The sequence below is a fragment of the Pseudonocardia sp. N23 genome, assembly GCF_002583555.1.
In the GTDB taxonomy this organism is placed as follows: Bacteria; Actinomycetota; Actinomycetes; order Mycobacteriales; family Pseudonocardiaceae; genus Pseudonocardia.
The window spans coordinates 84,815-98,368 of sequence record NZ_BEGX01000028.1 but is presented as its reverse complement, the minus strand read 5'-3'; the positions used below and the strand labels follow the sequence as shown (position 1 = coordinate 98,368).

Sequence of the window (13,554 nt, the reverse complement as noted above, 5' to 3'; positions counted from 1 at the left end):
ATTCCCGAGGAGAACATTCCCGTGTCCACCAAGCTCAGCCGACCCGCCAGACGGGTCCGCCGCACGATCGCCGGTGCGGCGATCGCCGTGGCGACGCTCGCCGTTGCCGCCTGTGGCGGCGGGTCCACCGGGGGCGCCCCCGCAACGACCTCGGCACCCGCCGCGGCGGCCGGGGACTCGTTCCCGGTCACGATCACGCACAAGTTCGGCACCACGACGGTCCCGGCCGCCCCGACGCGGATCATCGCGCTCGGCAAGATCGACGCCGAGGCGGCGATCTCGCTGGGGGTCACGCCGATCGCCACCTCGTCCGGCCTCGACACCTACCCGTGGCTCGACGCGGAGCTCAAGAGGGCGAACAGCGTCACCCTCGCCGACGACGCCGGCACCCCGATCGAGCAGGTCGCCTCGCTCAAGCCCGACCTGATCATCGCGATGGACACCACCGACCAGGCCGGTTACGACGCGCTCGCCGCGATCGCGCCGACCCTGACGTCGGAGAAGGAGCGGTTCAGCTACTCCTGGCAGGACTTCACCCGCTACGTCGGCAAGGCGATGGGCAAGTCCGCCGAGGCCGACAAGGTCGTCACCGACACCGAGGCCGAGATCGCCGCGATCAAGGCAGCCAACCCGGCCATCGCGGGCAAGACGTTCTCGCTGAGCTACCTGTCCAAGGACTACCCGCTGGTCCGCTACAAGGACACCGACCAGGCCGTCCAGTTCTTCACCAGCCTCGGCATGAAGCGCACCGCCTCGCTCGACCCGATCGCCTCCGGCCAGATCACGCTGCAGGACGACTACCTGTCGCTCGAGCAGCTGAACATGCTCGACGCGAACGTCGTCGTCACCGGCTTCGGGACCCCCGAGGACAAGGCGTTCTTCGACTCGAACCGCGTCTTCACCAGCATGAACGCGTTCCAGAAGAAGGCCGTCGTCGAGCTGGACACGGCGCAGATCGGGCAGGTCTTCCTACCGTCCGCGCTGGGCAACGTCGCCGTTCTGGAGCAGATCGCCCCGCTGCTGTCGAAGGCGGCGCAGGCAGGCGCCTGACCGTTTCCCCGGGACCCGTGTGGTCGCTGATCCGCGACCACACGGGTCCGGCATGCCCGTGATCGACACCCACGATCGACCCGAAGGTGACTCCACCAGCATGAGCACGAAGAAGATCGAGGACGTCCTGCCGCTCGCGCCACTGCAGTCGGGACTGCTGTTCCACGCGCTGCTCGACCAGGCCGGACCCGACGTCTACGTGTCGCAGCTGGTGCTCGACATCGCCGGTGACCTCGACGTCGAGCGGCTGCGCGCGGCCGCCGACGCGGTCGTCGCCCGGCACACCGCGCTGCGGACGGGTTTCCGCACCCGCCGCACCGGCGAGCACGTCCAGGTCGTCCTCGCCCGCGCGAGCGCCCCCTTCACCCTTGTCGACGACGGTGCGCAGTGGGACGAGGTCGTCGCCACGGACGCGGCCACCCGGTTCGACCTCGCCGCGCCGCCGCTGGTCCGGTTCACCGTCGCCCGCACCGGTCCTGAGCGCCACCGCCTCCTGATGTCCAACCACCATCTCGTGCTCGACGGCTGGTCGGGCCCGCTCGTGGCTGCCGACCTCCTCGCCGCCTACGCGGGTGAGACGCTGCCGCCGGTCCGCCCGTTCCGCGACCACCTCGCCTGGGTCGCCGCGCAGGACCACGACGCCGGGCTCGCCGCCTGGCGGTCCGCCCTGGCCGGGATCACCGAGCCGACGCGGATCGTCCCCGCCGCGCAGGGCCGCCCGCCGGTCCGCTCCGCCGAGGTCCCCGTCGAGGTGCCCGCCGGTCTCGACGCCCTCGCCCGCGCGCACGGGGTCACCCTCAACACCGTCGTCCAGACCCTGTGGGGGCTGTTGCTCGCCCGGCTGACCGGGCGCGACGACGTCGTGTTCGGGGCGACCGTGTCGGGTCGCCCGCCGGAGCTCGAGGGCGTCGGGTCGATGGTCGGGCTGTTCATCAACACGCTGCCCGTGCGGGTGCGGCCGGAGCCGTCGGCGACGCTCGGGGGCCTGCTGCGCACCGTCCAGGACGAGCAGTCGCGGCTGCTGGGCCACCAGTTCCTGCCGTTGTCGCAGGTGCAGGGCCTGGCCGGGGTGGGGGAGCTGTTCGACACCCTCACCGTGTTCGAGTCCTACCCCGTCGATGTGGACGCCCTCGACGACCTGCAGGCCCGCGCCGGGCTGCGGGTCACCTCGGTGCCCGCGGGCGACGCGACGCACTACCCGCTCTCGCTGGTCGCGGTCGACGAGGGCGGGCTGCGGCTGACCCTGCAGTACCGGCCGGACGTCGTCCCCGTGGAGGGCGCCGCGGAGATCGCCGGCCGTTTCACGACGCTCGCGCAAGCCCTCGTCGCCGACCCGGGAGCGCGGGTCGCGTCGGTCGACGTCCTCACCGACGCCGAGCGCGCGACGCTCGTCCATCGCACCCCGACCGCGATCCCGCCCGCCACCTACCCCGAGCTGTTCGCGGCCCGCGTCCGGGACACGCCCGACGCGCCCGCGACGCCGGGGATGACCTACGCGCAGCTCGACGCCGCCGCCAACCGCCTCGCGCACCATCTCGTGACCCTCGGCATCGGGGTGGAGCAGCGGGTCGGGCTGCTGCTGCCGCGCTCGCCCGAGCTGCTCGTCGCGATCCTCGGGGTGCTCACGGCCGGTGCCGGGTTCGTCCCGCTCGACCCGGACAACCCCGCCGAGCGCATCGCCTACATGCTCGACGACGCCGAGGTCGCGCTGGTGATCGGCGGCCCTGTGCAAGACCCTGCGGAAGACCCCGTGAGCCACTCACGACTCGATCCGGCCGACCCTGTTCTCGCGTCGTACCCGTCGACCCCTCCCGACGTCGTCCTGCGCCCCGACCACGCCGCCTACGTCATCTACACGTCCGGCTCGACGGGCCGGCCCAAGGGCGTCCACGTCGCGCACGCGGCGCTGACGCACTACCTGCGCTGGGCCGTCGACACCTATCCGGGCCTGAGCGGGCCGGCCCTGCTGCACTCACCCGTCTCGTTCGACCTCACCCTCACCCCGCTGCTGGGCACACTGCTGGCGGGCGGGTTCGTCGACCCCGTCCCTGGCCTCGACGGCGACGAGGACTGGGCGGCGGGCGGCCCCGACTTCCTCAAGGTCACGCCGAGCCACCTCGCGCTGCTCGCGCACTCCGGCTACCCCGGGTCGCGGACGCTGATCGTCGGCGGCGAGGAGCTGCGCGGCGACATGCTCACCGAGCTGGGTGCCGCGGCGCTCGCCGGGATGCAGGTCGTCAACGAGTACGGACCCACCGAGACGACGGTCGGCTGCATCCTGTGGGAGGTCACCCCGGGCCACCCCGACGGGCCGCTCTCGATCGGCACCCCCGGCGACGGCACCGACGTCCTGATCCTCGACGCGGGCCTCGGGCTCGTCCCGCCCGGCGTCGTGGGGGAGCTGTACCTGGGCGGCTCCCAGCTGGCCCGCGGATACCTGCGCCGCCCCCGCCTGACGGCGGCGCGGTTCGTCGCGCACCCCCTCGTCGCGGGCGCACGGATGTACCGCACCGGCGACCTGGCCCGCCTCGAGGCCGACGGCACCATCTCCTACCTGGGGCGATCCGACGACCAGGTCAAGATCCGCGGCTACCGCATCGAGCTCGGCGAGGTCGAGGCGGTGCTGGCCGAGCAGCCCGGCGTCGCCCGCGCGGCCGCTCGCGCAGAAGGAAACCGGCTGCTCGGTTATGTGGTGCCCGACCCGGGCGTCGACGTCGCCGGGCTGCCCGAGCGGGTCCGCGCGGCGATGACGCAGAGCCTGCCCGAGCACCTGGTCCCGGAGGTAGTCGTCGTGCTCGACGCGTTGCCGCTGACCACCAACGGCAAGCTCGACCGGTCGGCGCTGCCCGCCCCGACCGTGGAACGCGCGCCCGTGCGCAAGGCCGCGACCCCCGCCGAGGAGATTGTCTGCGGGCTGTTCGCGCAGGTCCTGGACCTCGACGAGGTCGGCCCCGAGGAGTCGTTCTTCGACCTCGGCGGGCACTCGCTGTCCGCGACCCGGCTGATCTCCCGCATTCGCTCGGCGCTGGGCGCCGACCTGCCGGTGCGCGCGGTGTTCGACGCCCGCACCCCTGCGGCCCTGGCCGCGCTCGCCGCCGACGGGCACGGCCCGTCCCACCCGACCCCCGCCGCGGGTCCGCGGCCCGCCGAGCTGCCGCTGTCGTTCGCGCAGCAGCGGCTGTGGTTCCTGCACCGGCTCGAGGGCCCCTCGGCCGACCACAACGTCCCGCTGCTCGTGCACCTCGACGGATCGTTGGACGTCGACGCGCTGGCCGCGGCGGTGACCGACGTCGTCGGCCGGCACGAGGCCGTCCGCACGGTGATCGCGGAGACCGACGGCGTGGCCCGGCAGGTGGTGCTGTCCGATCCCGCCGCATGGCCCGCATTGCGGCTTTCGGAAGAGGACCTCGACGACCTCGCCGCACACCCCTTCGACCTCGCCGCCGAGCCGCCGCTGCGCGCGACGCTCGTGCACACCGGACCGTCGTCGGCCGTGCTGGCCCTGGTGTTTCACCACATCGCCGCCGACGAGTGGTCCGGCGAGCCGCTGCTGCGCGACCTGGAGACGGCCTACCGCGCCCGTCTCGACGGCGTCGCCCCCGCGTGGGCGCCGCTGCCGCTGCAGTACGCCGACTACGCGCTGTGGCAGCGCGACCTGCTCGCCGACGTCGAGCCCGCGCAGGCCGCGTTCTGGACCTCCGCGCTCGCCGGGCTGCCCGCGGAGCTGACGCTGCCCGTCGACGGCCCGCGGCCCGCCGTCGCGACCTATGCCGGTGCGACCGTGCAGGCCTCCGTCGCCGCGGACGTCGCCGGCCGGCTGCGCACCCTGGCCCGCGAGGCCGGGGTGAGCCCGTCGATGGTCGAGCGGGCCGCGGTCGCGGTGCTGCTGCACCGGCTCGGCGCGGGCGAGGACATCCCGCTCGGCAGCCCGGTCGCCGGGCGCACCGACGGCGCGCTCGACGACCTCGTCGGCTGCTTCGTCAACACCCTGGTGCTGCGGGTCGACCTCGCGGGCGCGCCGACGTTCCGGCAGCTGCTCGACCGGGTCCGCGCCGCCGACCTCGCCGCGTTCGAGAACCAGGACCTGCCCTTCGAGCGGCTCGTCGAGCTGCTGGACCCGGAGCGCTCGCTCGCCCGGCACCCGCTGTTCCAGGTGATGGTCACCCACACCGCGGGCGACCCGGCGCCGCTGCGGCTGCCCGGCCTGACCGCGACGGTGCTCTCCGCCGACCCGGGCACCGCGCGCTTCGACCTGACCGTCGACGTCACCGAGGCCCGCGACGGCAGCCTCACGTGCGCGCTGGAGTACAGCTCCGCCCTGTTCAGCGCGGACGGTGCGGCGTTGCTGGCGCGGCGGCTCGCGCTGGTCGTGCAGCGGCTCGTCGACGCCCCGGACCGGCCCGTCGGCGACGTCGACGTGCTCCTGCCCGACGAGCCGTCGCGGTTGCTCGCCGGGGCCGCCGCTGCGGCCGAGGGCCCGCTGACGGTCCCCGACGCCCTCGCACTCCCGCCCGCCGACGCCCCGGCGCTGACCGACGGCACGACCACGCTGACCTTCGGCGAGCTGCGCGCCCGGGTGAACCGGCTCGCCCGCCACCTCGCGACCCACGGCGCGGAGCCCGAGCGCACGGTCGGCCTGGTCCTGCCGCGCTCGGCCGACCTGGTCGTCGCGATCCTGGCGGTCCAGGCAGCCGGAGCGGCGCCGGTCGTCGTCGACCCGAACGCACCCGCCCCGCGCCAGGAGCAGCTGCTGGCCGCGGCGGACCTCGTCGTGACGGAGGTGGGGTGGCCTGCGGATCTCGACGGCTACGACGACGCGCCCCTCGACGTGGCACTGCATCCCGACCAGCTCGCCTACGTCATCCACACCTCCGGGTCGACGGGCGTGCCCAAGGGCGTCGCCGTCACCCACCGCGGGCTGACGAACCTGCTCGCCGCGCACCGCGCCGACGTCATGGTGCTGGCCGTCGAACGGGCCGGGCGGGAACGACTGCGGGTCGCCCACGCCGCCGAGCTGACCTTCGACGCCTCGTGGGACCCGCTGGTGTGGATGCTCGCGGGACACGAGCTGGTGCTCGTCGACAGCGCGACCATGCGCGACCCCGAGGCGCTGCTGGACCTGGTGTCGGACAGGGAGATCGACTTCCTGGAGCTCACCCCGGCCTACCTCGACCGCATCGTCGAGCTGGGCTACTGGGACGCGGCGACGAGAAGGCCGGTGCTGCTCGGCGTCGGCGGCGACGCCGTCACCCCGCGGCTGCGTGCGCGGTTCGCCGACCAGGACGAGACCGCCGTCGTCGACCTGTACGGGCCGACCGAGGCGACCGTCGACGCGTACCGCTGGCGGCTGGATCGCCCCGGAACGGAAGGCCCTGTCGCCGGGGTGCGCTCGATCGTCCTCGACGACGAGCTGCGTCCCGCGCCGACCGGTGTCGTCGGCGAGCTGTACCTCGCCGGGCCCGGCGTCGCCCGCGGTTACCACGGCGACCCGGCCGCGACCGCCGCGCGGTTCGTCGCCGACCCCTACGGCCCGCCCGGGTCGCGGCTCTACCGCACCGGCGACCTGGCCCGCCGCACCCCGGCGGGCGGGCTCACCCTGCACGGCCGCAGCGACGACCAGCTGAAGATCCGCGGCTATCGCATCGAGCCCGGCGAGGTCGAGGCCGCGCTGCTGGCCGAGCCCGGCGTCACCGGGGCCGTCGTGCGTGGGGACGGGACCCGGCTGCTGGCCTGGGTCACCGGTGCAACCACTGTGGACCTGCGGGAAGAGCTCTCGCACAGGCTTCCCGCGCACCTCGTCCCGGCCGCCGTCACCGCGGTCGACGCCTTCCCGCTGACCCCGCACGGCAAGGTCGACCACCGCGCGCTGCCCACGCCGACCGTCGTCATCGAGCAGGCGTCCGCCGCCACTCCCGAGGAGGCGACGCTCGGCGCGCTCGTCGCCGAGCTGCTCGGGCTCCCCGCGGTCGGCCCCGCCGACGACTTCTTCCGCATCGGCGGCGACAGCATCGTGTCGTTGCAGCTCGTCGCCCGTGCCCGCGCCGCCGGGTTCGCGATCACCCCGCGCGACGTGTTCGAACGCCGTACCGTCGCCGGCCTCGTCGCCGCGGCGGCGGGTCGCGCGGCCGTCGAGACCGTGACGGACGACGGCACCGGCCGCGTTCCGCTCACCCCCCTCGCGCGCGACCTGCTCGCCCACGGCCCGGTCCCGCGCGGCTTCGCGCAGGGCGTCGCCCTGGTCAGCCCGCCCGCGACGACCGCGGAGATCGAGGCGGCGCTGCAGGCGGTCCTGGATCGTCACGATGTCCTGCGCGCGACGCTGGTGAACGATGACGACGGCTGGGCGCTGCACGTGCCCGCGCCGGGTTCCGTGCGAGCGGGCGACCTGGTGCGCCACGGCGACCTCGACCCCGAGGCCGGCCGGATGCTGCGCGTCGAGCACGAGGACCGCGGCGCCGAGCCGGGCCGGGTGCGGATCGTCGCGCACCACCTCGTCGTCGACGGGGTGTCGTGGCGGATCGTGCTGCCCGACCTGGCCGAGGCCCTTGCGGCCGTGCAGGCCGGGCGCGCGCCGGCCCTCGCGCCCGTCGGTACCTCGATGCGGCGCTGGGCGACCGAGCTGGAGGCCGACGAGGCCGAGCGGCCGTACTGGCGTTCCGTCCTGGACACCGACGAGCCGCTGCTGGGCACACGACGCGTCGATCCGGCGCGCGACCGCGCCGCCGGACTCGCCGAGATCACCACGACCCTGCCCGCCGACGTCACCGCGGCCCTGCTCGGCCCAGCCCCCGCCGCGTTCCGCGCGGGTGTCGACGACCTGCTCTACGCCGCGCTGACCGTCGCCCGCGGCGGTGGCCCGCTGCTCGTCGAACGGGAACGGCACGGCCGCGGCCTGGACGCGGGTCTCGACCGGACCGTCGGCTGGTTCACCGACGTCCATCCCGTCCGGCTCGACGCCACCGGTCTCGTCGACCCCCTCGACGTGCTCAAGCGCGTCAAGGAGCAGCTGCGCGCGGCCCCGCGCGACGGCGTCGGTTTCGGGCCGCTGCGGCTCGACGGGAACCGTCCGCAGGTCCGGCTCAACTACCTCGGCCGGTTCGACGCCGCGTCCGACCCGGCCGTCTGGGCCGCTGCGCCCGAGGGCGTCGACCTGCCCGTCGACCCCGGCCTGCCGGTGACGGTCGCGCTCGACGTCAACGCCGTCGCCGCCCCGGGCCCCGACGGCCTGTCCCTCACGACGACCTGGACGTTCCCGGCCGACGTCCTCGACCGGGCCGCCGTCGAGGCCATCGCCGCGACCTGGACCTCCGCGCTCACCGACCTGGTCCGGGCCGCCGCGGCGCCGGGAGCGGGCGGGCTCACCCCGTCCGACGCCGCGCCCGCCGTGGTGTCGCAGCCGCGGATCGACGAGCTGGAGCGCCGCTACGGCCGCCTCGACGACATCCTCCCGCTGACCCCGCTGCAGCACGGCCTGTACTTCCACGCGGCCCTGGACGCGACCGACGTCTACACCGCGCAGACCGTCCTCGACCTCGACGGCCCGCTCGACGTCGACCGGCTGCACCGCGCCGCCGACGCGCTCGTCGCCCGGCACCCGGTGCTGCGCACGGCGTTCGTCGAGGGTGACGACGGGGAACCGCTGCAGGTCGTCCTCGCGTCGGCAAAGCCACAGTGGAGCGACAGCGACGCAGGAGACCGTTTCGACCTCGCCGACGCCCCGCTCATCCGGTTCACCCTCACGCAGCTCGGCCCCGACCGGCACCGGCTGCTCGTCACGAACCACCACATCGTGCTCGACGGGTGGTCGTCGCCGATCGTCTACGGCGACCTGCTGCAGCTCTACGCCGCCGACGGCGACGCCCGTTCGCTGCCCGCGGCGCCGCCCTACCGGGACCACCTGCGCCGGCTCGCGACCCTCGACCGTGCCGCGGCCCGCGAGGCGTGGCGCGCCGAGCTGGCAGGCGTCGACGAGCCGGCGCTGCTCGTTCCCGACGCCCGCGGCCTGGCCCCGGTGTACCCGCACCGCACGCAGATCGCGCTGCCCGCCGGCCTCGGCGAGCGGGCCGCTGCGCTCGTCCGCGACACCGGCGTCACGATGAACTCGCTGGTCACCGCCCTGTGGGGGACGTTACTGGGTCGGCTCGTCGGCACCTCGGACGTCGTGTTCGGCACGACCGTCTCCGGGCGACCACCGGAGCTGCCGGGCGTCGAGTCGATGGTCGGGCTGTTCATCAACACCGTGCCCGTCCGGGTCCGGCCCGCCGCCGCGACGACCCCGCGGCAGCTGCTGCGCGCCGTCGCCGACGCGCGGACCCGGCTGCTCGACCACGAGCACGTCGCCTTGGCCGACACCGGTGCCGCCGACCTCTTCGACACCCTCATGGTGTTCGAGAGCTACCCCGTCGACGTCGCCGCGCTGGGCAAGGCGGAGTCGGCGGCCGGGCTGACCGTGCGCGACGCCGGTTCGACCGACGCCTCGCACTACCCGGTCGCGCTCATCGCGACCGACCACCAGGGCCTCGCGTTCACGCTGCACCACCGCCCCGACCTGGTCGACGACGAGCGCGCCGCCACGATCGGCGCGCGGCTGGTCGCGCTGCTGGAGCACCTCGTCGACCACCCGGACGCACCGCTCGCGACGGCCGGCGCGCTGCTGCCGGGCGAGCTGGAGCAACTACTCAGCCAGGCCGGAGCGCCCACCGACCGGACCCTCGCCGCCGAGCCGGGGGACCTGCCGTTCCCGGGGCTGCCCGGCACGCTGCACGAACGGTTCGCCGCCCAGGCCGCCCGCACCCCGTCCGCGATCGCCCTGACCAGCGGGGACACGCAGCTCACCTACGCCGAACTGGCCGATCGTGTCCGCGGGCTGGCCGCCCGGCTGCAGGAGGCCGGGGCCGGGCCGGAGGACCGCGTCGCCGTGCTGCTGCCGCGTTCGGCCGACCTGGTCGTCGCACTGCTCGCGGTGCACGCCGCAGGCGCGGCCTACGTCCCGATCGACCCCGGGTACCCCGCCGAGCGCATCGCCTTCGTGCTCGACGACGCCCGCCCGGCGGTCGTGATCACCGACGGCGCGGCACCTGCGGATCTGCCGGTGGTCCGCCCCGACGAGCGCTCCGCCGCGCCGCTGCGCGACGCGGCAGGCCCCGACAACACGGCCTACCTGATCTACACCTCCGGCTCGACCGGCACCCCGAAGGGCGTTGCCGTCGCGCACCGCGCCGTCACGGCCCTGTTCGACGTGACCCGCGGCCGCGTCGGGTTCGACGAGACCGACGTCTGGACGCTGTTCCACTCCGCGGCGTTCGACTTCTCGGTGTGGGAGATCTGGGGGCCGCTGCTGCACGGCGGCCGGCTCGTCGTCGTCCCGTTCGACGTCAGCCGCGCGCCCGACCGGTTCCGCGACCTGCTCGTCCGCGAGGGCGTCACGGTGCTGAGCCAGACCCCGTCGGCGTTCGACCAGCTCGCTGCCGAGACCGGCGACGCCGAGCTCGCGGTGCGGACCGTCGTGTTCGGCGGGGAGGCGCTCGACCCGGCCGACCTCGCCGGCTGGGCCGCGCACCGTGACACCGCGCTGGTCAACATGTACGGCATCACCGAGACGACGGTGCACGTCACGCACCTGCGCCTCGACCCGGACGCGCTCACCGGTCACGCGAGCGTCGTCGGCACCGGGTTGCCGGGCCTGTCCACACACCTTCTCGACGACGCGCTGCGCCCGGTGCCCGAGGACGTCCCCGGCGAGCTGTACGTCGGCGGCGCCCAGCTGGCCCGCGGGTACTGGCAGCGCGCAGGCCTGACCGCGTCGCGGTTCGTCGCCGACCCGTGGGGCGCGCCCGGGGCCCGGCTCTACCGGTCCGGCGACCGGGCCCGCTGGACCCGGCTGCCCGACGGCACCCCGACGCTGGAGTACCTCGGCCGCGCCGACGACCAGGTCAAGATCCGAGGCTTCCGCATCGAGCTGGGCGAGATCACCGCGGCGCTCGCCGAGCATCCGGACGTCGCCCGGGCGGCGACGATCGCGCGGTCCTCGGCGGACGGCGGCACGCAGCTCGTCGGCTACGTCGTTCCCGGCGTCCGCGACGGTGCGACCGTGCCGGCCGGTGATGCCGTCGGCAGCCACGCCGTGCTCGACCCCGCCGAGGTCCGGCGGTTCGTCGCCGACCGGCTGCCGAGCCACATGGTCCCGGTCGCCGTCGTCGTCCTCGCCGCGCTGCCGCTGACCGCGAACGGCAAGCTCGACCGTCGCGCCCTTCCGGAGCCGGACCTCGGCGGGGAGGCCGGCCGGTCGCCCTCGACCCCGGAGGAGGAGGCGGTCTGCGCCGCGTTCGCCGCGGTCCTCGGCCTCGCCGCCGTCGGCCCCGACCAGGACTTCTTCGACCTGGGCGGCGACTCACTGCTGGCGACGCGCCTCACGTCGCGGCTGCGCGCCGACCTCGACGTCGACTGGCCGGTCCGCGCGGTGTTCGACGACCGCACGCCCGCCGCGCTGGCCCGGCGGCTGCCCGTCGTTCCCTCCCGTGCGCGGTTGGGGCGGGTCGAGCGCCCGGACATCGTCCCGCTCTCACCCGCCCAGCAGCGGCTCTGGTTCCTGCACCGCATGGACGGCCCGAGCGCCGTCTACGACATCGCGTTCCCCGCCCGGCTCCGCGGCCCCCTCGACGTCGATGCCCTGCGGGCCGCACTCGGCGCCGTCGTGGAGCGGCACGAGACCCTGCGGACGGTCTTCCCCGACGTCCGCGGCGTCCCTCACCAGCAGGTCCTGCCCGCCTTCGTGCCGTCGTTCGAGGTCGAGGACGTCGCCGTCGACGCCGTCGACGCGATCGTGGCCGAGGCCGCCGGGTACCGGTTCGCGATCGACACCGAGGCGCCGCTGCACGTCCGGCTGCTGCGCACCGGGCCCGACGAGCACGTCCTCGTGCTGGTGGTGCACCACATCGCGGCCGACGAATGGTCCGCCGGGGTGCTGTTCGGCGACCTCGCCGCCGCCTACGCCGGGCGTGCCCTCGCGCCGTTGCCGGTGCAGTACGCCGACTTCACGCTGTGGCAGGCGGCCCGGCCCGCCGACGTCGAGCACTGGCGCACGACGCTGGCCGGTCTCCCCGACGAGGTCGCGCTGCCCGCCGACCGGGAACGTCCGGCCGTCCCGTCGTACCGCGGCGGCAAGGTCTCGTTCTCGCTGGACGAGGGGACGACGGCCGCGCTGCGCGCGCTGGCCGCCGCCGAGGGCGCCACCGAGTTCATGGTGCTGCAGACCGCCGTCGCGGTCCTGCTGTCGCGCATGGGCGCGGGCACCGACGTGCCGCTCGGGACCCCGGTCGCGGGCCGTTCCGACGCAGCCCTCGACGAGCTGGTCGGGCTGTTCGTCAACACCCTGGTGCTGCGCAACGACCTGACCGGTGACCCGTCGCTGCGGGTCGCGGTCGGCCGGACCCGTGACGTGGCACTGGACGCGTTCGCGCACGCCGACGTGCCCTTCGAGCGGCTCGTCGAGGTCATCGACCCCGAACGGTCGCCGTCGCGGCATCCGCTGTTCCAGACGATGGTCGTGCACTCGCGGCCCCAGCCGGCGCCGGCGCTCGGCGGGCTGACGCTGGAGCCCCTGTCCGTCGGCGAGCCGGCGGCCAAGTTCGACCTGACCGTCGAGTTCGCGGACGTGGACACCGGCATCGAGGGCTCGATCCTCTTCGCGCACGACCGCTTCGACCGGACGACGGCCGAGGGCCTGCGCGACCGGCTCCTGCAGGTTCTCGACGTGCTCGCGACCGCGCCGGACACCGCGCTGCACGACGTCGACGTCCTCGTCGGCGACGAACGGGCGACGATCCTCGGCCCGTGGGCCCGAGGACTCGGCGCCGCGGAGGCCGCCGCCGTCGAGCCGGGCGCCGCGGACGTCCGCCCGGCGCGGGCCGAGGCGGCACCGGCCGCAGGCCGCCTCCTGTCCGAGCGGTTCGCCGCCCAGGTCGTCGCGCACCCCGACCGGGTGGCTCTGACCTGCGGCGACGAGCAGCTCACGTACGCGTCGCTCGACGCCCGCGCGGCGGCGCTCGCCGGCCGGATCGCGGCCCGCGGCATCGGCACCGAGGACGTCGTCGCGCTGGCGCTGCCGCGGTCGGTCGACATGGTCGTCGCCGTTCTCGCGGCGATCCGCACGGGCGCGGCGTACCTGCCCCTCGACCCGGCCTACCCGGCGGAGCGCCTCGCGTTCACGGTCGCCGACGCGTCGCCGAAGCTGCTGGTCACCGTGGGGGACACGACGATCGGCGACGTACCGGTCCTGCACCTCGACCGGCCGAGCGACGAGGCCGGCGCGGCCGTGCCGGTCCGCCCCCTGCGCCCCGACGCCCCCGCGTACGTGATCTACACGTCCGGGTCGACGGGTGTCCCGAAGGGCGTCGCCGTCCCACACAGCGCGGTCACGGCGCTGTTCGACGCCACCGGCGAGCTGTTCACCCACGACGAGACCGACGTCTGGACGCTGTTCCACTCCTACGCGTTCGACTTCTC

The 13,554-nt window shown here is 75.0% G+C and carries 2 protein-coding genes (1 of these 2 running past the window's edge); both read left to right on the top strand.

Annotated elements, in window-relative coordinates; translation table 11 throughout:
* Positions 1 to 21 precede the first annotated feature (21 nt).
* The gene (locus tag TOK_RS08635) at positions 22 to 1,050 is read left to right on the top strand and encodes an ABC transporter substrate-binding protein (protein ID WP_172457488.1); all 1,029 of its coding nucleotides are present in this window, start codon (positions 22 to 24) and stop codon (positions 1,048 to 1,050) included.
* A gap of 100 nt (positions 1,051 to 1,150) precedes the next feature.
* Positions 1,151 to 13,554, top strand: partial view of a non-ribosomal peptide synthetase gene (locus TOK_RS08630; RefSeq protein WP_172457487.1) — the 5' portion only. Its footprint extends 2,563 nt past the window's final position; 12,404 of the gene's 14,967 nt are visible here — the first part of the coding sequence; its start codon is at positions 1,151 to 1,153; its stop codon lies off the right edge, out of view.